Genomic DNA, 21,591 nt, shown 5'->3' on the forward strand with positions numbered 1-21,591 from the left:
TTGAGCAAGCTGACCCAAGAGGGAGGTAATCAAGATGGCTTTCAAACCTATTGATTTGCAAATATCGATTCCTCGCACACCGGAATCCAGCGGACTTCAAGGGCAGATGAATCATAAGCCGTTGTCGGATCAGACGAAGCTTGCCGAGCAGCAAGCTGCCCAGACCGAGCTAGTTCGCCACAAAAATACGGAAGTAGAGCATTCCGTAGGCCTGAACGTTCGTCAGGATCAAGAATCAAGCAAGCAATCAGATGAACGCAAGGGCAAACAAAAAAAACAGGATGGGCAGGATAAGCATGAAGAAAGCCATCCCCCTGTGCATCCCTATAAGGGACATCATGTAGATATTTCGCTTTAAAGGCAGGTGGGAGCAATCATGTCTAACTGGCAATACATAGTTTTGCTTGGCGCAGTAGTCGTTGTTTTTGGGTTGCTTTTACCTAGAAGGAAACAACCCGCAGCTGCTCAAGCCGTCAATAATATGGAAGTTTCGCTGGAACAGTTTATGGAGAACATGGAGCAGGACAATCGGGAGCTTACTGCACTTATCGTGCAATCGCAAGAGGAAGCACGTACTAAGGCGCAGCGCAGCGAGGCGCGTTTAGCGGACCTGGAGCGGAAATACAGCGCTTTGGAGCAGCAGAAGACTTCTGCCGTATCAATGCCAACTGCTTGGGTACAGCCTGTTAAGGCTGCTGCCGCCGTTCCCCATGTTCCTGCGGTATTGCTCGACGAGCCTGAGGAGCTAGAAGAGCCAGCTCCGCCTGCGAAGCAAACGATCCAGCAGCGCTATCCAGATTTGTTTGAGTTTCATCAGCAAGGCAAGTCTATTGAGGCTATTGCTAAAAAATTGAACATGAACAAGGGCGAGGTTCAGCTTATCCTTCAGCTTGCGAAGCAGGAGGAGGGGGCCCGTGTTTAAAAATCGCTTGTTTTTAACCGGGCTTGGCATTGGCATTATTATCGGTGCATTATTGCTCCAAATGATGATAATTGGCGAATCCAGCCAGCAAAAGCTCAGTAACCGCGACAACGCAGGTGCAGAGCAAGGGGAAAAGATATATTCGCAAAGTGAAGTCGACGCCATTCTTGAAGCGCAGCGGGCAACGAGCAGCCTAAAAGAAGAAAGCGAAGCAACAGTTGCGCCTTCACCAGCTGCATCACCTAAACCAACTCCATCTGAAAGCGCTGCTCCGCTAGCCTCCGCCACAGCTTCTCCAAACCAGACGGCACCGCCAGCGGAGCATTCTTCACCTGCTGCGGACACGGGGGAGGATACCATTCGCAAAATGGTTCGCATTCAGGCAGGAACGAATTTGACCGCGGCGTCTGTGCTGCTGGCCAAGGAACAGCTTATTACCGATAAAACGGCATTTATCCGCAAAATGAAGCAAGAAAAGAAACTGGTTCGCGCCGGTTATTTTTTATTTACAGGAACCCCTTCGCTTGCAGAAGTTATTACAACCATTACGACGCAGCCAATGACGCCAGAGGAAGTAAAAGCGTTTAAACCACAATAAAATGGCGGAATGCGGTAAATTTCGGGTAGAGATTGTTGCGTATGGCATGCAATTATGGTATATTAATTGACGGTGTTAAAAACACACGCTGATTAATTTCGTTAACGGTGCTTCTGCTTAGGTGGAAGTTTTAGCGAAAGATGACGTCGGCGGAGGGCACTACAAAAAAACCATTATCAGGAGGTGTTGAAGAAATGGCGGTTATTTCCATGAAACAGCTACTTGAAGCTGGGGTACACTTCGGTCATCAGACTCGTCGTTGGAACCCGAAGATGGATCGTTATATCTTCACTGAAAGAAACGGAATTTACATTATCGATTTGCAAAAAACAGTTAAAAAAGTTGACGAGGCTTATAACTTCGTTCGCTCGATCGCTGCAGAGGGCGGCACTATGCTGTTCGTCGGCACGAAGAAGCAAGCTCAAGATTCCGTTAAGGAAGAAGCTGAGCGTTGCGGTAACTTCTACATCAACCAACGTTGGCTCGGCGGTACGCTGACTAACTTCCAAACGATTCAAAAACGTATCGATCGTTTGAAAACTTTGGAGAAATGGGAAGAGGACGGCACTTTCGAAGTTCTTCCTAAGAAAGAAGTTATTATTCTTCGCAAAGAAAAAGACCGTTTGGAAAAATTCCTCGGCGGCATCAAAGGCATGAAATCGTTGCCTAGCGCTTTGTTCATCATCGATCCTCGTAAAGAGCGTATCGCTGTTGCTGAAGCACGCAAACTTGGAATTCCTATCGTAGGTATCGTTGATACAAACTGCGATCCAGACGAAATTGACTATGTCATTCCTGGTAATGATGATGCAATTCGTGCAGTTAAATTGCTTACGTCTAAGATGGCTGATGCAATTGTTGAAGCTAACCAAGGTGAGCAAACAACTGCTTAATTCAATAAACGTAAGCTTTTAGGCGAAGGGCGGTCAGAAGGTGAAAGCCTCTCACCGCCCTTTTCTCACGAATACCTAAATAAATAAATCGAAACCTTCAGGAGGGCTCAAAATGGCAGTTAGTGCGAGCGCAGTAAAAGAACTTCGCGAAAGAACAGGGGCAGGAATGCTCGATTGTAAAAAAGCTTTGGATCATACAGACAATGATATCACGAAAGCGATTGAATTCCTTCGTGAGAAAGGCCTTGCAGCAGCAGCTAACAAAGCTGGCCGTATCGCAACAGAAGGCGTTGTTGAATCCTACATCCACGCTGGCGGTCGTATTGGCGTTCTAGTTGAAGTTAACTGTGAAACAGACTTCGTTGCTAAAACAGACCAATTCCGTGAGTTTGCAAGAGATATCGCGATGCAAATCGCTGCAGCAAACCCTAAATTCGTTCGCCGCGAAGAAGTTCCTGGTGATGAGCTTGAAAAAGAACGCGAAATTTTGCGTGCACAAGCCCTTAACGAAGGCAAGCCTGAGAAAATCGTTGATAAAATGGTTGAAGGCCGTATTTCCAAATACTATGAAGAATATTGCTTGCTTGAGCAAACGTTCATCAAAAACCCAGACCAAACGATTTCCGAGCTTCTTAACGATAAAATCAACAAAATTGGTGAAAACATTTCAATCCGTCGTTTCGTTCGTTATGAGCTGGGCGAAGGTCTTGAGAAAAAAGTTGATAACTTCGTAGAAGAAGTTATGTCGCAAGCTAAACTGTAAACCGATCGCAAAGGCGGGGCGGGGCGTCCGCCTCGCCTGCTTTCGTAAGCGGAGAAACTTTATATTTTGATAACCGGATGCAATCTAAGAGCTTTAGATTCATTCATGGAGGTAAGCAACGTTGGAAAAACCCGTGTTTAAACGTATAGTATTAAAAGTTAGCGGCGAATCGTTGGCAGGAAATAATGGCTACGGTATTGAGGCTTCGATAATTGCTTCTATTGCAGAGCAAGTAAAGGAAGTTGTAGCATTCGGTGTTGAAGTTGCCATTGTTGTAGGCGGCGGTAATATTTGGCGCGGAATCGCAGGAACTGCTAAAGGGATTGATCGCGCAACGGCGGATTACATGGGGATGCTGGCTACAGTTATGAATTCTCTTGCTCTACAGGATGCATTGGAACAAATTGAAGTGCCAACCCGCGTACAATCCTCGATTGCTATGCAGCAAATCGCTGAGCCGTACATTAGACGTCGTGCTATTCGCCACCTGGAAAAGGGACGCGTCGTTATTTTTGCTGCTGGCACAGGCAATCCGTTTTTCTCAACAGACACGACAGCTGCTTTGCGTGCTGCTGAGATTGAAGCTGAAGTCATTTTGATGGCAAAAAATAAAGTGGATGGCGTATACTCTGCTGATCCATTTAAAGATCCAACTGCAGTTAAGTTCGAAGAGCTTACTTACATGGAAGTTTTAAATAAAAATCTGGGTGTTATGGATGCGACAGCATCTTCGCTATGCATGGACAACAATATTCCGCTCGTTGTATTTGCAATTACAGAGCAGGATAATATTAAGAGAGTCGTGCTGGGCGAGAAAATTGGCACCATTGTGAGAGGAAGTGCGAAATAATGCCTCAAGCTATTAAGAAAAATGCCGAAGAGCGTATGGAGAAAGCAATCGGTGCGCTGCGCCGCGATTTGGCCAGCCTACGTGCAGGCCGCGCATCAGCATCTTTGCTTGATCGTGTGCAAGTTGAATATTACGGTGCAATGACACCAGTGGCACAACTGGCTAACGTAAACACGCCGGACTCCCGTACGCTGATGATTCAGCCATGGGATAAAACATCTCTTGCAGCTATTGAAAAAGCGATTATGAAATCGGATCTTGGTTTAACGCCAGCTAATGACGGCTCAATGATTCGCATTTCGATTCCGCCGCTTACCGAAGAGCGTCGCACCGATCTTGTCAAAATGACGAAAAGATTCGGTGAAGAAGCGAAGGTCGCTGTCCGCAACATCCGTCGCGATGCGAATGATGATGTGAAAAAGCTGGAGAAAACGGATATTTCAGAAGATGAGTCCCGTCGTCATCAAGATGACATTCAAAAGCTGACAGACCGTTTTATCGTTGAAGTAGATAAAGTATTGGTAGCTAAAGAAAAAGAAATTATGGAAGTATAATTTCGCTAAAGCCCCTCCGTTAGGTGGGGTTTGGTTTAAATATAAGGCTTTATTTTGTATAATGCCTTATATATCAACGCGAAACGCAAGCTGCCTTCTATTTGGCAGGTGGCAGTCGTTTACGCTTGTTAAATCCGGGTTGGAGGAACGAAGATGATCAGTCGACTTTGGGCTAAATTTAGCAAATCGTCCCCACGTCCGGCAGCGCCGCCACAATTAGACAATGTGCCTAAACATGTTGCCGTTATTATGGATGGAAACGGGCGTTGGGCCAAAGACCGTGGATTACCGCGAATAGCGGGTCATCATTCCGGGATGAAAGCGGTCAGACGCATTACGATGGCAGCAGACCGGCTCGGCGTTAAATATTTAACGCTTTATGCTTTTTCGACGGAAAACTGGAAAAGGCCTAAAGATGAAGTTGATTTTTTAATGAAGCTCCCTCAGCAATTTTTGGAAATTGAAATAGATGATTTAATGGAAAAAAATGTTCAAGTTCGCGTCATGGGGCACAGGGAGGATCTGCCTTCCTTTACCATTAAAGCGTTGGACGAAGCAATGAGCAAGACCGCAAATAATACGGGACTCGTACTTACTTTTGCGCTAAACTATGGCAGCCGCAAGGAAATGCTTGAAGCGATCAAGGAGATCGCAGCGGATGTGCAAGAAGGACGGCTCACCTGTGACCAAATAGATGATCATGTGATGAGTTCCCATTTACTGACCCGCGACCTTCCAGATCCTGATCTGCTGATTCGCACAAGCGGAGAATTGCGTTTGAGCAATTTTATGCTCTGGCAGCTTGCCTACAGCGAAATGTGGTTTACAGACGTCTATTGGCCTGAATTTTCGGAGACCCATTTGGAAGAAGCGATTGAGGAGTATGGGCGGCGCGCACGGCGATATGGCGGACTATAAGCTTCGATAACGGAGTGTGACCTATACATTGAAACAGCGAATAGTGACGGGAGTAGTAGCAGGCGCATTTTTTATTGCGCTTGCAGTAGCGGGAAGCTGGCTATATGCCGCTTTGCTCGTATTGCTCGCGATGGTAGGCTTTACTGAATATGTCAAGATGAACGGCCAAGCTTGGGCTCATCCGGCTTCATTGCTCGGATACGCGGGTGTGCTGTTTTTTGTGCTACCATGGAACCTGATTGGGGTAGAAACGCCATCCTTCATGTTTGTAACATGGGTGCTGGCATTCCTGCTGCTTGCTTTAACGGTTTTGACCAAAAACAAAACAACGATAGACCATGCGGCACTTATGCTGCTTGGTGCACTGTACGTTGGCCTGGGTTTTGGAGCGATGAATACGGTAAGACAGATGGACGATCATGGCTTGTTTTGGACATTTTTGCTTCTTGGCTGCATATGGTCCTCAGACATTGGCGCCTATTTTGCGGGGAAGGCTTTTGGCAAAAACAAGCTCTGGCCGTCCATTAGTCCAAATAAAACGATTGAGGGGGCGCTCGGAGGCGTTGTGCTGTCGCTAGTTGTGGCGGCTATCGGCGCATTTTTATTCCCCGACTTCATCGTATTTGGCAAAGCGCTTCTTATTGGGCTGCTCGCCGCTGTAGCTGGTCAGTTTGGTGATTTGATTCAATCGGCTTACAAACGAATACGTGATATAAAAGATACAGGAAATGTACTGCCTGGTCATGGCGGCGTTTTGGATCGTTGCGACAGCTGGATTATCGTGTTTCCATTGATCGTGCTCTCCGGACTGCTTCCTTTATAATTTGTAAAACAGGCAAAAAGCACATGTATAATCCGAGTGTCAGAGGAGATTGAGATGAAAAAAATAACGATTCTTGGATCAACAGGCTCCATTGGCACGCAAACGCTGGATGTTATTGCAAACGACCCGGAGCTTTTTCAGGTTGTCGGCTTATCGGCGGGCAGCAATACGGACCTGCTTATTTCGCAGGCAATCCGCTTCAAGCCATCCATCGTTTGCTTGTCAACGAAGGAAGCGGCTGAAGCGGTTGCCTCTTCGCTGCCTGCGGGAACTCGGGTCATTTATGGCGAGCAGGGCTTAATTGAGCTTGCTGGAGCAACAGAGGCTGATATCGTCGTTACGGCGCTTGTGGGCAGCAGAGGACTCCCTGCGACGCTTGCAGCAATTGAAGCGGGCAAAACGATTGGCCTTGCAAACAAGGAAACGCTCGTAACAGCGGGTCATATCGTGATGGAGAGAGCTAGGAAAAAGGGTGTGCCGATCATACCGATCGACAGCGAGCATTCGGCTATTTTTCAATGCTTGAATGGAGAAGATCGCAGATCGCTAAACCAGCTTACACTGACGGCCTCAGGCGGCTCATTCCGCGATCGCACGCGCGAGCAATTGAAAGGCGTTACTGTGGCGGAAGCGCTGAATCATCCTAACTGGTCTATGGGGGCCAAAATCACAATCGATTCTGCCACAATGGCCAATAAAGGGCTGGAAGTCATTGAAGCCCACTGGCTGTTTGATGTTACATATGATCAAATTCATGTTCTTGTTCATCCAGAGAGTATTATTCACTCTTATGTGGAGTTTACTGACCATAGCGTAATTGCGCAGCTGGGGCTCCCTGATATGCGCGTGCCGATTCAATATGCGCTGACATATCCGCATCGCTATCCAACGCCTACAGGCCGGCTTGATTTGGCGGCGATTGGCAAGCTTCATTTTCGAGAGATGGACTTTGAACGTTATCCGTGCCTGCGTCTCGCCTTCGAATGCGGCAAAGCGGGACAATCAGCGCCAACGGTATATAATGCGGCAAATGAAGTAGCGGTGGCGCGGTTTCTTGCTGGCGAAATCGAATTTTTGGATATTGAGCGCACGATTGAGGAAGTGCTTTCTCGCCATCCTGTAACGGTGGTCGATACGCTCGAAGCTATCGCTGAAGTCGACAACTGGGCGCGTCAAATGGCTGCTACTGTGTAACTTGCGCTTTGCCTCGCGGTTCTCTTGTAACGGGTAGGAGAATAATGATAATCTATGTACAGGCCGTTACGAACAGGAGGCTCTATATGGAGACGATTCAAATTGTTTTATTAACCGTGCTCGTGTTTTTCGTGATTGTGACGATCCATGAATGGGGCCACTATTATTTTGCCAAACGAGCAGGAATATTGGTCAGGGAATTTGCCATCGGTTTTGGACCTAAGCTCATTTCCATTAAACGCGGTGAAACGCGATTTACCATTCGCCTTGTTCCGGCAGGTGGCTTCGTCCGCATGGCAGGCGAGGATCCGGAAATTGTAGACGTGGCCTCTGGGCAGACGATTGCGATTAAGCTTAAAGACGATAAGGTGACGAGACTGTACCTGGACCGTCTGGATGAGCGCAGCGGCGTCATTCGTGGTGAAGTGACTCAGATAGACCTCGAAAGGGATTTGTTCGTTACGCTCGATATTGAGGGCGAGAAGGAACGTTTTTCCTTGCATCCACAAGCCTTGATGATTACCAAAGGCAAAGAAACGCAAATTGCGCCGCTGGACAGACAGTTTGGCAGCAAATCGGTAGCTGCGCGGGCGCGAGCTATTTTTGCAGGTCCGTTTATGAATTTTGTGCTGGCGTTTGTATTGTGTGGCGCTTATATTCAACTCGCAGGTACACCGGAAAATTTACTTGTTGATTCGATTAGCAAGGGGATGCCGGCTGAAAAGGCCCAATTGCAAAGCGGCGACATGATTCAAGCGATTAATGGTACGCCGATTGGTACGGATTATGATAAAATGATTGAGATTATTGGCGGCTCGCCTGGCGTGCCGATCCAAATGGACATTGTGCGCGGCGGCGTAGCGCAGAAGATAGAGCTGACTCCAGCTTCGGATGACAAAGGAGTCGGTAAAGTCGGCATCACTGCTACTTACAAGACGCGCACGGCAACCATTACAGAAACGGTAACGGGTGCGGGTAAGCTGATGAAGCAGATGACCGTTATTATTTTCGAAGGTCTTAAAAAGCTCGTAACCGGTGATTTTAAACTGGATGATTTAGGCGGGCCTGTGCGTACAGCAGAGGTGACCAGCCAAATTGCCAAGCAGGGAATTGCCGAATTGACGCGGTGGACCGCCATGCTGAGCTTATATTTGGGGATTTTCAACCTGTTGCCCATTCCAGCACTGGATGGAAGCAGACTTATTTTTCTCGGGCTGGAGGCACTGCGTGGCAGACCGATTGACCCGAACCGGGAAAGCATGGTTCATTTCGTCGGCTTTGCGCTCATTATGCTGCTGATGCTGGTAGTAACCTATAACGATATTTTGCGATTGGTGCGAGGGGAGTCTTAATCTTTTATGTCTAAGGATAAAAAATTTGTTTCGGAAATTACGCCGCAAAGCGAGGATTTCTCGAAATGGTATATCGATGTCATCAAAAAAGCCGAGCTTATGGATTATTCGCCAGTGCGCGGATGTATTATTTTTCGCCCGGAAGGTTATGAGATATGGGAAAATATTCAACGTGATCTGGACCGCCGTTTTAAAGAAACCGGCCATCGCAATGCGTATTTCCCGCTCTTTATTCCAGAAAGCTTTTTCCAGAAGGAAAAGGAGCATGTCGAGGGCTTTAATCCTGAGCTTCCTTGGGTAACGGAAGCAGCAGGCGAGAAGCTTGAGGAGCGCCTTGCTATTCGTCCAACCTCGGAGACGATGTTCGGGCATATGTATGCGAAATGGATTCAATCGTACCGAGATCTGCCGCTGCTCATTAACCAATGGGCGAATGTTGTCCGCTGGGAGAAACGGACACTTCCGTTCCTGCGTACAAGCGAATTTTTATGGCAGGAAGGCCATACGGCGCATGAAAATGAAGAGGAAGCGCGTCAGGAAACGATGCAAATGCTGGGCATTTACCGTGACTTCGTTGAGGAGTTTTTGGCCATTCCAGTTGTCGTAGGCCAAAAGACGCCTTCGGAGCGTTTTGCTGGCGCTGTAGATACGTATTCAATTGAAGCGATGATGAAGGATGGCCGTGCCGTACAGGCGGGAACTTCTCATTACTTGGGAACAAAATTTGCCGTAGCGTTTGACATTAAATATTTGGATCGTGAAAATCAGCTGCAATTTGCCCACACGACCTCATGGGGTGTGAGTACCCGTCTCATTGGTGCGATGATCATGGTGCACGGTGACGATCGTGGTCTTGCTTTGCCGCCTAAAGTGGCTCCAACACAAGTGATTATGATCCCAATTGGGCCAGCAAAAACACGCGACCAGGTTGTTGGCCGGGTAGATGAGCTGTATGCCGAGCTTAAAAAAGCGGGCGTTCGCGTCAAGGTCGATGACCGTTCCGACGTAAGCCCAGGCTGGAAGTTCAATGAATATGAAATGCGCGGTATTCCGCTTCGTCTTGAGCTGGGGCCACGTGATATGGAAAATGGACAAGTTGTACTCGTATCCCGCATTAGCGGCGAAAAGAAGGTAGTCGAGCAGGCTAATCTTGTCGCTGAAGTAGAGGCGATGCTTGTACAAATCCATAATGAGATGTTTGAGAAAGCGAAGCAGTTCCGTGAGGATCATTTCTATTCGGTAGATACGCTGGATGAAATGAAGGCATCGCAAGAGGAGCAGCGCGGCTTTGTGCTTGCGGGCTGGTGTGGTTCGGACGCATGCGAGAAGCAGGTCAAGGAAGAGACGGGCGCCACAAGCCGCAACATTCCTTTCGAGCCTGCCGAGAAAAAGAGTACATGCCTCGTTTGCGGCGATGCCGCCGAGCATACGGTCGTTTTCGCTCGCGCTTACTAGAAAGAGTATTATATTTTATGGTTCTGTATTGTGTTTTAATGTGTTATGCTAATTTCAAAGCAATTTCAAGGCAGGGAAATGGAATCAACCATTTCCCTGCTTCTATGAGAAGTGCTGGTTTAGCGAGCGCTTATACAACGGTTTTTGCGTTGGGGAGAGCGAGGCTAAGGGGGCAAGCGGAGTGAAAGGTTTGAGCTGGAGAAGCGTTAGCGTTAGCTTTTGCCTATACATTTCTGCCGTTTAACGGCTTATTCGAGGAAATGTGTGGGCAATGGCGATCGTAAGCCAAACCTTTCGCGCAGCGCTAATCTACCTTAACCGAGCCGATCTTTCCCCATTGCAACAGCGAAAATAAGCCAGCGAGCGTTAGGAGTGGATAAATTCATGAGCCAAACCGACAATAAGAGGCAGCGCTTTGAGCTGCTGCTGCAGCAGTCGGAATTACCGCAGGAAATGATACAATCCTTTTTTCAGGATGGTTATATAGATCAGGTTGTAGTCGCCAAAAACAACCGCAAGTGGACGTTTTGCATTCGCAAAACGTCTTTGGTTCCTTATAAGACCTATAGTGGACTATGCCAGGCGGTCAAGCAAAAGTTTGCCCATATTGCCGATACCTCTTTCCAATTTATATACGATGAACAGCTTTCTTCAGAGGAGCTTGCGAGCGAATATTGGCCGCTTTTCAAAGAGTGGGCGCAGCAGGAAATTGCTTCGGTTAACGGTTGGCTGCTCAAAGCAACGATTACGACGGAAGGCGATGTTATTACGCTGCTGATGCTCGATGAAATGGGGCTTGAGCTGGCACGCAAAAAGCGGATGGACGAAGAAATCACTCGATTTTACGAGCAGCAATTTAGCCGCAGCTATAAAGTAAAGCTTGCCGTTGGCGAAGCAAAAGCAGAGGTTTACGAAGAGTTTGAGCAGCGGCGGGTAGCCGAAGAACGCGAGGTCATTCAGCAAATTATGGCCAGCGCGGCAGCTGAGGAATTGGGTGATGACGGCGAGCCGCCAGCAAAGCTAGCGGTTGGATATGACATTCGCGAAGAACCAGTTCCGTTGATGAACATTCGCGAGGAAGAGAAGAAAATAACGGTGCAAGGCGCCGTTTTCGGACTAGATAAGAAGGAGCTGCGCAACGGAAGCACGCTCTTTACCTTCAACCTGACCGATTTCTCTGATTCCTTGTCTCTAAAAATGTTCGCCAAAACAAAAGATGATGTCAAGGTGCTGGATCTATTGTCCAACGGCAAATGGGTGAAGGCGCGAGGCAGAGTCGAATACGACCGCTTTATGCAGGAGCCTGAGCTTGTCATGATGCCGAATGATTTGCATGAGGTTCATGCGCCAGCGGAGCGCAAAGACAATGCGGAGGAGAAGCGGGTAGAGTTCCATCTGCATACGACGATGAGCGCGATGGATGCGGTGGCTCCCATTGACGCTTATGTAAAAATGGCAGCCAAATGGGGACATAAAGCAATGGCGGTCACTGATCACAGCAATGTGCAATGTTACCCGGAAGCAGCGAAAGCAGCGAAAAAGAATGGCATTCAGCTATTATTCGGCCTAGAGGCAAACGTGGTTAATGATGCGGTCCCGATGGTGCTTAATTCGCGGGAGCAGCCGCTTGCTGGCTCTGAATATATCGTTTTCGATATTGAGACGACGGGACTTTCGGTTATTAACAACAAAATTATCGAGCTTGCCGGCGTGAAAATGAAAGATGGCAAAGAAATAGCGACATTCGCTACCTTCATTAATCCGCATGAGAAAATTCCTTATCATATTCAGCAATTGACGAATATTAACGATGAAATGGTGCAGGATGCGCCGGAGCTTGCACCGAAGCTGCGCGAATTTATTGAATTTATTGGCGATACTGTACTCGTTGCCCATAACGCCCGCTTTGATATTGGGTTTTTGCAAGCTAACTGCAAATCGCTTGGACTGCCAGAGATTAAAAACCCGGTCCTCGATACGTTGGAGCTGGCGAGATTTTTGCATCCAAGCCTGAAAAACCATCGTCTCAATACGCTGTCGGCTAAATACAAAATCAGTCTGGAAAACCATCACCGGGCGATTGATGACTCCATTGCCTTGGGCGGCGTATTATTCGGCTTGATTGGCGATGCGGCAGAACGAAATGTGACAGGCCTTCATCAATTAAATGATTATGTCGGTATCGATTTATCGAACAGCCGCCCTTTTCACTGCTGTATTTATGCACTGAACGCGGTCGGCAAGAAAAATTTATATAAGCTCGTATCGCTTTCCCATACCAAGCATTTTAAACGGGTAGCAAGCATCCCAAGAACGAAGCTGGTGGAACTGAGAGAAGGACTGCTCGTCATATCCGGCTGTGAAAAAGGCGAGTTTTATGAAACGGTGCTGAATAAATCCTATGAGGAAGCAGTAGAAGTCGCGCGGTTTTATGATGTGCTGGAAATTCAGCCGATTGATTTTTACATGCATTTAGTAGACAAAGGTCTCGTTGGCAGCCGTGCAGAAATTGAGCAAGCGCACCGTCGTGTGTGCCAAATTGCCGATGAGCTGGGCAAGCCGGTTATTGCAACAGGCAATGTCCATTATTTGAACCCGAGGGATAAGCTGTTTCGTGACATTGCCATTCATGGCATAACGGGCTTTAGCCCGCTCAAGGATATGCGCAAGCCAGATGCCCATTTCCGTACAACCGATGAAATGCTTAAGGAATTTGCATTCCTTGGAGACGCGCGGGCGTATGAGGTTGTTGTGACCAATACGGTGCAGCTCGCAGAACGCTTTGAACCGTTTGACCTGTTCCCACCAGAGCTGTTTACGCCGATTATGGAGGGAGCGGAGGAGGAAATTCGTACCACCTGCTACAATACAGCCAAAGGATTTTATGGCGAGGATTTGCCGCAAGTCGTCATAGACCGTCTGGAGAAAGAGCTCGTGCCGATTATCAAATTCGGATTTGCCGCGAACTATTTAATTTCCGAGCGGTTGGTGAAAAAATCGAATGAGGACGGTTATTTGGTCGGTTCCAGGGGCTCGGTTGGTTCCTCCGTCGTAGCTACGTTTCTCGGCATATCCGAGGTTAACCCGCTGCCAGCGCATTATATGTGCAAAAATCCAGCGTGCAAGCATAGCGAGTGGTTTCTCGATGGCAGCATACCAAGCGGTTTTGACCTACCCGACAAAATATGTCCAAAATGCGGAGAGCCGCTAAAAGGCGAAGGTCAGGACATTCCGTTCGAAACGTTCCTTGGCTTCAAAGGCGATAAAGTTCCCGATATCGATCTTAACTTTTCTGGCGAATACCAGCCGATTGCCCATAATTACACGAAGATCATGTTTGGGGAAAAAGCGGTATTCCGGGCCGGGACGATTGGTACGGTAGCGGAGAAAACGGGCTTTGGTTTTGCCAAGAAATATGAAGAAGCGAACGGTAAAAAATGGCGCGGCGCCGAGCTGTCCAGACTGGCTGCCGGCGTAACGGGCGTCAAGCGCAGCACGGGCCAGCATCCGGGCGGGATCGTCGTTGTGCCGGATTATATTGAGGTAGAGGATGTCACACCTGTTCAATATCCGGCCGATGACGTAAATGCGGAATGGAAAACGACCCATTTTGACTATCATGCCTTTGAGACCAATTTGCTCAAGCTCGATATACTCGGACACGATGATCCGACAATGATGCGCATGCTTCAGGATTTGACTGAGGTTGATCCAACAACGATTCCAATGAACGATTCTAAAGTGATGAGCATGTTCAACTCGACCAAAGCGCTTGATGTTTCTCCAGAGAAAATTCGCACGCCTGTCGCGACCTACGGTGTTCCAGAGATGGGGACGAAGTTCGTTCGGCAAATGCTGCAGGAGACGCAGCCGTCTTCTTTTGCCGATTTGCTGCAGATTTCCGGCTTGTCGCACGGAACCGGCGTTTGGCTAGGCAATGCGCAGGAGCTCATTAAGAAGGGAACCTGCAATATTAAAACCGTTATAGGCTGTCGGGATGATATTATGCTTTATTTAATTTACAAGGCGGGCATGGATGCGGGTCTAGCCTTTAAAATTACCGAGAGCGTGCGTAAGGGCAAAGGGCTTTCCGACGAATGGATCGAAGAGATGAAACGCTGCAAGGTGCCGCAGTGGTACATTGACTCTTGCCTACGCATTGAGTATATGTTTCCGAAGGCGCATGCTGCGGCCTATGTTATTTCGGCGGTGCGCACAGCCTACTTCAAGCTGTATTATCCGATTGCTTATTATGCGACCTACTTTACCGTTCGCGCCGAGGATTTCGACCTTGAAATTTTGTGCCAAGGTTATGATGCAATCAAACGAAAGCTGATTGAAATTGAAGAAAAAGGCTTTGCGGCGCTGCCTAAAGAGAAAGCGAGCATCTCGCTGCTCGAGATGGCCCTTGAGATGACAGCGCGCGGGTTTTCTTTTAAACCGATTGATTTGTACCGTTCGGATGCGACAAAATTCCAAGTCGATGGCGATTCACTCGTGCCTCCGTTTGCGGCGATTCCGGGCATTGGAGAAAATGCCGCACGCAATATAGCGGCTTCCCGCAACGATGGCGAGTACTTGTCGATTGAGGATTTCCAGCAAAGGTCGAAGGCAAGTAAAACGATTGTTGAGGTACTAAACGGGATGGGCTGCTTCCGCGGATTGCCGGAATCAAACCAGCTGTCGCTGTTCTAAAACGTGGTATATCGGCATTTGTACAGCATTTCAACTTGAAAAGTTTTCTTGTCACTACTTATGCGGTTATGTTATAATTTTCGTGGCAATGATGTTGATAAGCGTTTGATGCAGAAGAGTGGGGAAACCCACTCTTTACGTTTTGTTTTCGGGTCTTTAAGGGTCTGAAAGGCCAAATCAATCGTTTGGACCGAACGGGAGGTAGCAGCAATTTGAGCATTTCCAAAATCAAAACCGACGTGGAAGAAATGGTTACACCGTTTCTAAGCGAAAATGGATTTGAACTTGTTGATATTGAGTACGTCAAGGAAGGAAGCAACTTCTTCCTCCGGGTTTCAGTAGACAAGGAAGGCGGCATTGATATTGACGAATGCGGCCGTATTAGCGAATTTTTAAGTGAACAGCTGGACAAGAACGATCCGGTAACGGATGCTTATTTTCTTGAAGTGTCGTCGCCTGGCGCCGAAAGGCCGCTTAAGAAAGCCGAAGATGTGCGCAAAGCCGTCGGCAAGCACGTATATATCACAACCTATGAGCCGATTAACGCATCCAAGGAATTTGAAGGCGACCTTATTTCGTTCGATGGAGAAGAGCTTGTGGTCAAAGTCGGCAAGAAAGAGCATGCCATTCCTTATGCTAAAGTGGCGGGAGCACGCCTCGCTATCGTTTTTTAAAATATAGGAAAGTATATCATTTTGTTATCCTTTCTCTATATTTCTCGGAATGAAACGCGCCGCACCGCCAAGGGACGGCGACAGCCGTTTCATCTTGAACAACGTTTGTTATTATTGAAGGGGGGACTAGAGTTCCAATGAGCATGGATTTTATTGAAGCATTATCGGAAATAGAGAGGGATAAAGGGATAGCCAAAGAAGTGCTGATTGATGCGATCGAAGCAGCGCTGATTTCAAGCTACAAGCGGAACTTTAACGCTGCGCAAAATGTGCGTGTCGATATTAACCGCTACACGGGTGTTATTAAAGTATATGCCCGCAAGACGGTGACGGACGAAGTGCTTGATCCCCGTTTGGAAATTACAGTAGAAGCGGCGCGTGAAGTGAATCCGCATTATCAGCTGGATGATGTGGCGGATATTGAAGTGACGCCTCGTGATTTTGGCCGTATTGCAGCACAAACTGCGAAGCAGGTCGTGACGCAGCGCATTCGTGAGGCAGAGCGTGGCCTGATCTACAATGCTTTTATCGACAAAGAAGAGGATATTGTGAATGGTATCGTGCAGCGCCAGGACGTTCGCAACCTGTTTATCGATTTGGGCAAAGTAGAAGCGGTTATGCCGCTTACAGAGCTGATGCCGACTGATAAATTCAAGCACGGAGACCGCGTGAAATCGTATATTACGAAAGTGGAGAATACGACAAAGGGTCCGCAAATTATTTTGTCCCGTACGCATCCAGGTCTGCTTAAACGTTTATTTGAGCTAGAAGTTCCGGAAATTTACGATGGAGTCGTTGAGATTCGCTCGGTTGCGCGCGAAGCTGGCTTCCGTTCGAAAATTGCCGTTTTCTCGCGCAATGACGAGGTTGACGCTGTAGGCTCATGCGTAGGTCCGAAGGGCATGCGTGTACAAACGATTGTTGGCGAGCTGAAAGGCGAGAAGATCGATATCGTTTGCTGGTCTGAAAATGTCGAGGAATACGTTGCGAACGCGCTTAGCCCATCTAAAGTGCTCGAAGTTATCGTATTTGAGCAGGAAAAAATGGCTCGTGTCATCGTGCCGGATTACCAGCTTTCGCTTGCAATCGGGATTAAAGGGCAAAACGCTCGTCTAGCGGCGAAGCTGACTGGCTGGAAAATCGACATTAAGAGTGAATCGCAAGCTGAGCAGGAGTACGGTCGTCAGAAAACGATGACGGCAGTTATGCCGCAAGATTCGGTTTCCATTGATCTGGCTTAACTAATATATCGGCTGCGTTCATCAACGGGTAAAGGGGGGATGTGCGATGAGACCGAGAAAAGTGCCGCTGCGCAAATGCGTAGCCTGTCAGGAAATGAAACCGAAGAAAGAGCTTATTCGGGTCGTTAGAACGCCTGATGAGGAGATTCTAATTGATCTTACTGGCAAAAAAGCCGGTCGGGGCGCTTATTTGTGTGGGAAAGTCAGCTGCTTTAAGCTGGCCAAAAAGACAAAAGCACTGGATCGAGCTTTGAAGCAACCTGTTGGCGTAGCCATTTACGACCAGCTTGAACAGGATTTCATTGCGGTAGAGGAAGAGTTTCTGGCAGAAAAGGAGCGGGTAAGCGATGAAGATGAATAAAGGCTTGTCCTCGCTCGGCATGGCCATGCGGGCTGGAAAATTGGTTACTGGCGATGAAATTGTGCTCAAGGCGGTACGTAAGGGAGAGGTGCATCTCGTCATTATTGCGGGTGACGCATCTCCAAATACGAAAAAAAAGTTTCAAGATAAATGCAGCACCTATGGGGTAGAGCTCGCCGAAGCGTTCGACCGCGATCAACTTGGAAAAGCTATAGGAAAGCTGGACCGAGTCGTACTGGCGGTAACTGACGCAAAGTTCGGAAAAATGATTGCGGGTCATCTGAATCAAAATTCGGAGGTGGATCATATTGAACAAACCACAGGACAGCAAGGACAATAAAGATAAGCTGCGTGTATACGAATATGCGAAATCCCTCAGTATGAGCAGTAAAGAAATTATAACGATTCTTAAACGGCTGGATATGCCCGTTAACAACCATATGAGTGTGATGGAAAACGATATGGTTAATAAAGTGGAAGGCTTCTTCCGCGATATTAAAGCTAACGCAGCAGCGAAGCGGGCGAAAGAATCAAGCGGAGCAACCGTATCTTCTACATCGCAGGCGCCATCTAGGCCCGCTCAGCCGAAGCAGCAACCAGTACCACAGCAAGAAGCCATTAAACCGGAGCTTGAAGCTTCCGCATTAAACAATAAAAAAATTACGCAAGATAGACAGGAGCCTATGAATTCTATTAAAACGACAACGCAAAACAACCAACAGCAACGTCCGTCCCAATCGTCCCCAAGCAGCAACAACAGGTCCGCAGCACCTAGCGGCAGCCGTCCAGCGCAAGGTTCTGGCCAATCGCAAAGCAGCAGCCGTCCTAGTCAAGGCGGTCAAACGCAAAATAGCCGTCCGAGCCAAGGTGGACAATCGCAAAACAGCCGTCCGAGCCAAGGATCAGGCCAAGGCAACCGTCCAAGCAGTGGCGGCCCATCGCGTCCACCAGCTTCACAAGGAGCTAATCGTCCATCTGGAACAGGTCCGTCTCGTCCGGCAGGCGATGCTTCGAGAAGCACAAGCGGCAATTCGAATAACAAGCCAGGCGCAAGAAAACCAGGTGCAAACCAAGGGCAAAAACGGTTTGAAGATGGCAGACCAGGCGGTTTTGGCCGCAACAATAACAATAATCGCGGTGGCAGAGGACGCAACCAACGCAATCAGCCGCAAGTATTCCGTGAGAAAATCGACAATACGCCTAAAAAAATCATCGTACGCGGTACGTTGACTGTTGGTGAATTGGCGAAATTGCTTCATAAAGATGCTTCAGAAGTTATTAAAAAGCTGATCGTTCTTGGCGTGATGGCTACCATTAACCAAGAAATCGACATGGATGCGATCCTTCTGCTTGCCGGTGAATATGGCGTTGAAGTAGAAGTGAAAATTCCGGTTGAAGAGGATACGTTCGAAACGGTAGAAGAAACGGATGAGGAAGCTGATTTGTTGCCTCGCCCTCCGGTTGTAACGATCATGGGTCACGTTGACCATGGTAAAACAACATTGCTCGATGCGATTCGCAAAACGAATGTAACGGGCGGAGAAGCTGGCGGTATTACCCAGCATATCGGTGCTTACCAAATCGAAGCTAACCATAAAAAGATTACGTTCCTCGATACACCTGGTCACGAAGCGTTTACGCTCATGCGTGCCCGTGGTGCACAGGTAACGGATATTACAATTATCGTTGTTGCAGCCGATGACGGCGTTATGCCGCAAACGGTAGAGGCAGTCAACCATGCGAAGGCAGCGGGCGTTCCAATTATCGTTGCGGTTAACAAAATCGATAAGCCAGATGCTGATGCAGATAAAATCAAGCAAGCTTTGACCGAGTATGAGCTGGTTCCGGAAGAGTGGGGCGGGGATACAATCTTCGTTAACGTTTCAGCGAAACAGCGTATTGGTCTGGAAGAACTGCTCGATATGATTTTGCTTGTAGCTGAAGTCAATGATTTCAAAGCTAACCCTGATAAGCGTGCACGCGGTACAGTCATTGAGGCTGAGCTCGATAAAGGTAAAGGTCCAGTTGCTCGTGTACTCGTACAGCATGGTACGCTCAAAATCGGAGATGCTTTCGTTGCGGGCAACTGCTTCGGCCGTATCCGGGCTATGGTTAATGACAAGGGCCGTCGCTTAAAAGAAGCTGGACCTTCGACACCAGTCGAAATTACTGGTTTGACAGAGGTTCCACTTGCTGGCGATCCGTTCATGGTGTTTGAAGACGAGCGTAAAGCGAGAGCAATCGCTGATCGCCGTGCGATTAAGCACCGTCAATCCGAGCTTGGCGCGAACTCCCGCGTAACGCTTGATGATTTGTATAAGCATATTAAAGATGGCGAGATCAAGGATCTCAACGTTATTATTAAATCCGACGTTCAAGGTTCGGCAGAGGCGCTGAAAGGCTCGCTCGCGAAAATTGATATCGAAGGCGTACGTGTCAAAATCATTCATAGCGGTGTAGGTGCGATTACCGAATCGGATATCAACCTGGCTTCTGCTTCGAATGCAATCGTTGTCGGCTTTAACGTTCGTCCGGAGCCGCAGGCTGATCTGGCCGCGCAGCAGGAGAAAGTTGATGTTCGTATGCACCGCGTTATTTATAACGTAATTGAAGAGATTGAACAAGCGATGAAAGGGATGCTTGATCCAATCTTCAAAGAGGTAATTATCGGCCATGCTGAAGTCCGCAACGTATTTAAAGTAAGCAAAGTCGGAGCAATCGCTGGTTCCATGATTACTTCTGGTAAAATTACTCGTTCTTCTGAAGCGCGGATCGTTCGCGGCGGCATCGTTGTTTTTGAAGGTAAAATCGATACGCTCAAACGCTTCAAGGATGATGTCAAGGAAGTTGCTCAAGGCTACGAGTGCGGAATTACGCTTGAGCGGTTTAGCGACTTCAAAGAAGGGGATATTATTGAAGCCTTCGTAATGGAGTCAGTAGAGAGGTGAATAAAGCATGGCTAAAATTCGTGTAGGTCGGGTAGGCGAGCAGATTAAAAAAGAGCTCAGCCAAATTATCCAGACAGAAATTAAAGATCCACGCGTCGGTTTTATTACAGTGACTGGCGTTGAAACGAGTAATGATTTGTCCCAAGCCAAAGTATATTTGAGCGTGCTGGGCAGCGAAGAGCAAAAGGAAGAAACGCTCAAAGCAATCGGCCGTGCAACAGGCTTTATCCGTTCTGAGCTTGGCAAGCGGATGCGTTTGCGCCATACGCCAGTGCTGATCTTTAAATTCGACAGCAGCATTGAGTATGGAAGCAGGATTGAAGGAATCCTCGAGGAAATTAACGGGGAGAACAAAGGATCATGACGGCTGCTGCGACCTATTTGCAGCAGTTGGATGATGCACTTGCTTTTATGCGCGGTGGAGACGACTTTTTGGTCGTCTCCCACGTGCAGCCAGATGGCGATGCCATTAGTTCGACGGTTGTCGTCGGTTGGCTGCTGGAGAAGCTTGGGAAAAAATCTACGCTGATTAACGAAAGTGAGCTGCCCTCAAGGCTTGCTCATTTGCGCTCATTCGATACGATTATTAATTATGCGAAAGCACAGCCAACACAATCGTATGCTCGCGTTATTGCGGTCGATTGCGCTGATTATCGTCGGATGGGCAAAGTGGAGAGCTTGTTTGCTCCGGGAGTGGAACTGCTCAATATTGATCATCATCCGACTAATGATGGCTTTGGTACGGTTCAATTGATTCGTCCGAATGCAGCAGCTACGGTTGAGATTTTATATGATTTAATTGAACGTGCGGGCATTTCCATTGATTTGGAATGCGCGACGGCTATATATACAGGGCTCATTACAGATACTGGCGGTTTCCGCTACTCCAATACGACACCACATGTGATGAATATTGCTTCGCGCATGCTGTCGATTGGTGTACCGGGTCACAAACTGGCCGATCAGCTGCTCGAAAAAATGACGATGTCAAAGCTTAAGCTTCTGCAGCGCTGCCTTAGCAGACTTACTTTTAGCGATAATCAGCAAATTGGCTGGCTATATGTCAATAAGGATGATTTTGCTGAGACAGGTGCGGTATCGGAAGATATGGAAGGCATCGTCAATTATGCACTGAATATTGACGGCGTAGAAGTCGGCATTATGTTTAAAGAGACGGAAGATGGCGGAGTGAAGGCCAGCTTAAGATCAGCAGGGACGGCGGATGTTGCCGCGATTGCCCAATCTTTTGGCGGTGGTGGACATGTCCGTGCTGCTGGCTGTCGTATTGATGCGCCGCTTCAAGAAGCAATCGCCCAGTTGGTCGATGCGGTCAGAAAGGCGTTGAGCTAA

20 protein-coding genes are annotated in these 21,591 nt (G+C 48.0%); all 20 read left to right on the forward strand.

Features of this window, described 5'->3' with window-relative positions; all coding sequences use genetic code 11:
- The first annotated feature begins 34 nt into the window (after positions 1-34).
- The 20 genes from AC50YG_RS12340 to AC50YG_RS12435 all read left to right on the forward strand — a co-directional run bounded on the left by AC50YG_RS12340 (position 35) and on the right by AC50YG_RS12435 (position 21,591).
- Entirely contained in the window at positions 35-358 is a 324-nt protein-coding gene (locus AC50YG_RS12340) for a hypothetical protein (RefSeq protein ID WP_494827093.1), read from the forward strand.
- 18 nt (positions 359-376) lie between these two features.
- Positions 377-922, forward strand: a complete 546-nt coding sequence (locus tag AC50YG_RS12345; protein WP_494827095.1) for a hypothetical protein — start codon at positions 377-379, stop codon at positions 920-922.
- The gene (locus tag AC50YG_RS12350) at positions 915-1,520 is read left to right on the forward strand and encodes a hypothetical protein (RefSeq protein ID WP_494827097.1); all 606 of its coding nucleotides are present in this window, start codon (positions 915-917) and stop codon (positions 1,518-1,520) included. Before AC50YG_RS12345 ends, AC50YG_RS12350 begins: the two co-directional genes overlap by 8 nt.
- Positions 1,521-1,714: 194 nt before the next feature.
- Positions 1,715-2,413: a 30S ribosomal protein S2 gene (rpsB, locus tag AC50YG_RS12355; RefSeq protein WP_046230742.1), complete on the forward strand. Its 699-nt coding sequence runs from the start codon at positions 1,715-1,717 to the stop codon at positions 2,411-2,413.
- 112 nt (positions 2,414-2,525) lie between these two features.
- Entirely contained in the window at positions 2,526-3,176 is a 651-nt protein-coding gene (gene tsf / locus AC50YG_RS12360) for a translation elongation factor Ts (protein ID WP_056038172.1), read from the forward strand.
- A gap of 121 nt (positions 3,177-3,297) precedes the next feature.
- Positions 3,298-4,026 (forward strand): UMP kinase, encoded by a 729-nt coding sequence (gene pyrH, locus AC50YG_RS12365; RefSeq protein WP_341282502.1) that lies wholly within the window; start codon positions 3,298-3,300, stop codon positions 4,024-4,026.
- Positions 4,026-4,580 carry a ribosome recycling factor gene (gene frr / locus AC50YG_RS12370; protein ID WP_046230745.1) on the forward strand — a complete coding sequence of 185 codons (555 nt, stop codon included), beginning with the start codon at positions 4,026-4,028 and terminating at the stop codon, positions 4,578-4,580. Before pyrH ends, frr begins: the two co-directional genes overlap by 1 nt.
- Before the next feature lie 153 nt (positions 4,581-4,733).
- Positions 4,734-5,498, forward strand: coding sequence for an undecaprenyl pyrophosphate synthase (gene uppS, locus AC50YG_RS12375; RefSeq protein WP_341282503.1), 765 nt, complete (start codon positions 4,734-4,736; stop codon positions 5,496-5,498).
- Positions 5,499-5,526: 28 nt separating this feature from the next.
- Positions 5,527-6,321: a phosphatidate cytidylyltransferase gene (locus AC50YG_RS12380; protein ID WP_494827099.1), complete on the forward strand. Its 795-nt coding sequence runs from the start codon at positions 5,527-5,529 to the stop codon at positions 6,319-6,321.
- 54 nt (positions 6,322-6,375) lie between these two features.
- The gene (locus AC50YG_RS12385) at positions 6,376-7,515 is read left to right on the forward strand and encodes a 1-deoxy-D-xylulose-5-phosphate reductoisomerase (RefSeq protein WP_494827100.1); all 1,140 of its coding nucleotides are present in this window, start codon (positions 6,376-6,378) and stop codon (positions 7,513-7,515) included.
- Between the two features lie 86 nt (positions 7,516-7,601).
- On the forward strand, positions 7,602-8,867 hold the full coding sequence (gene rseP / locus AC50YG_RS12390) for an RIP metalloprotease RseP (RefSeq protein WP_473759314.1): 1,266 nt from the start codon (positions 7,602-7,604) through the stop codon (positions 8,865-8,867).
- A 6-nt stretch (positions 8,868-8,873) separates the two neighbouring features.
- On the forward strand, positions 8,874-10,322 hold the full coding sequence (gene proS / locus AC50YG_RS12395; RefSeq protein ID WP_473759313.1) for a proline--tRNA ligase: 1,449 nt from the start codon (positions 8,874-8,876) through the stop codon (positions 10,320-10,322).
- Between the two features lie 384 nt (positions 10,323-10,706).
- Positions 10,707-15,017 carry a PolC-type DNA polymerase III gene (locus AC50YG_RS12400; RefSeq protein ID WP_473759312.1) on the forward strand — a complete coding sequence of 1,437 codons (4,311 nt, stop codon included), beginning with the start codon at positions 10,707-10,709 and terminating at the stop codon, positions 15,015-15,017.
- 212 nt (positions 15,018-15,229) lie between these two features.
- On the forward strand, positions 15,230-15,691 hold the full coding sequence (gene rimP, locus AC50YG_RS12405; RefSeq protein ID WP_341282509.1) for a ribosome maturation factor RimP: 462 nt from the start codon (positions 15,230-15,232) through the stop codon (positions 15,689-15,691).
- 137 nt (positions 15,692-15,828) lie between these two features.
- A complete protein-coding gene (gene nusA / locus AC50YG_RS12410; protein WP_341282510.1) occupies positions 15,829-16,932 on the forward strand; it encodes a transcription termination factor NusA in 1,104 nt (367 codons plus the stop codon).
- A gap of 46 nt (positions 16,933-16,978) precedes the next feature.
- Entirely contained in the window at positions 16,979-17,293 is a 315-nt protein-coding gene (gene rnpM / locus AC50YG_RS12415; RefSeq protein ID WP_046230754.1) for an RNase P modulator RnpM, read from the forward strand.
- Complete coding sequence (locus tag AC50YG_RS12420) at positions 17,286-17,633, forward strand: L7Ae/L30e/S12e/Gadd45 family ribosomal protein (RefSeq protein ID WP_056039066.1); 348 nt, start codon at positions 17,286-17,288, stop codon at positions 17,631-17,633. Before rnpM ends, AC50YG_RS12420 begins: the two co-directional genes overlap by 8 nt.
- 40 nt (positions 17,634-17,673) lie before the next feature.
- On the forward strand, positions 17,674-20,241 hold the full coding sequence (gene infB, locus AC50YG_RS12425; RefSeq protein ID WP_494827179.1) for a translation initiation factor IF-2: 2,568 nt from the start codon (positions 17,674-17,676) through the stop codon (positions 20,239-20,241).
- 7 nt (positions 20,242-20,248) lie between these two features.
- Positions 20,249-20,605, forward strand: a complete 357-nt coding sequence (rbfA, locus tag AC50YG_RS12430; protein ID WP_046230756.1) for a 30S ribosome-binding factor RbfA — start codon at positions 20,249-20,251, stop codon at positions 20,603-20,605.
- Positions 20,602-21,591 (forward strand): DHH family phosphoesterase, encoded by a 990-nt coding sequence (locus AC50YG_RS12435; protein WP_494827102.1) that lies wholly within the window; start codon positions 20,602-20,604, stop codon positions 21,589-21,591. Before rbfA ends, AC50YG_RS12435 begins: the two co-directional genes overlap by 4 nt.

The organism is Paenibacillus sp. J31R34 (assembly GCF_059383715.1).

Coding starts and splice junctions, on each gene's coding strand:
- AC50YG_RS12385 (WP_494827100.1), top strand. CDS start 6,376: ATGAAAAAAATAACGATTCTTGGATCAACAGGCTCCATTGGCACGCAA.
- AC50YG_RS12340 (WP_494827093.1), top strand. CDS start 35: ATGGCTTTCAAACCTATTGATTTGCAAATATCGATTCCTCGCACACCG.
- AC50YG_RS12345 (WP_494827095.1), top strand. CDS start 377: ATGTCTAACTGGCAATACATAGTTTTGCTTGGCGCAGTAGTCGTTGTT.
- AC50YG_RS12420 (WP_056039066.1), top strand. CDS start 17,286: ATGAATAAAGGCTTGTCCTCGCTCGGCATGGCCATGCGGGCTGGAAAA.
- proS (WP_473759313.1), top strand. CDS start 8,874: ATGTCTAAGGATAAAAAATTTGTTTCGGAAATTACGCCGCAAAGCGAG.
- infB (WP_494827179.1), top strand. CDS start 17,674: ATGAGCAGTAAAGAAATTATAACGATTCTTAAACGGCTGGATATGCCC.
- AC50YG_RS12435 (WP_494827102.1), top strand. CDS start 20,602: ATGACGGCTGCTGCGACCTATTTGCAGCAGTTGGATGATGCACTTGCT.
- frr (WP_046230745.1), top strand. CDS start 4,026: ATGCCTCAAGCTATTAAGAAAAATGCCGAAGAGCGTATGGAGAAAGCA.
- tsf (WP_056038172.1), top strand. CDS start 2,526: ATGGCAGTTAGTGCGAGCGCAGTAAAAGAACTTCGCGAAAGAACAGGG.
- rseP (WP_473759314.1), top strand. CDS start 7,602: ATGGAGACGATTCAAATTGTTTTATTAACCGTGCTCGTGTTTTTCGTG.
- rbfA (WP_046230756.1), top strand. CDS start 20,249: ATGGCTAAAATTCGTGTAGGTCGGGTAGGCGAGCAGATTAAAAAAGAG.
- uppS (WP_341282503.1), top strand. CDS start 4,734: ATGATCAGTCGACTTTGGGCTAAATTTAGCAAATCGTCCCCACGTCCG.
- AC50YG_RS12400 (WP_473759312.1), top strand. CDS start 10,707: ATGAGCCAAACCGACAATAAGAGGCAGCGCTTTGAGCTGCTGCTGCAG.
- rnpM (WP_046230754.1), top strand. CDS start 16,979: ATGAGACCGAGAAAAGTGCCGCTGCGCAAATGCGTAGCCTGTCAGGAA.
- nusA (WP_341282510.1), top strand. CDS start 15,829: ATGAGCATGGATTTTATTGAAGCATTATCGGAAATAGAGAGGGATAAA.
- rpsB (WP_046230742.1), top strand. CDS start 1,715: ATGGCGGTTATTTCCATGAAACAGCTACTTGAAGCTGGGGTACACTTC.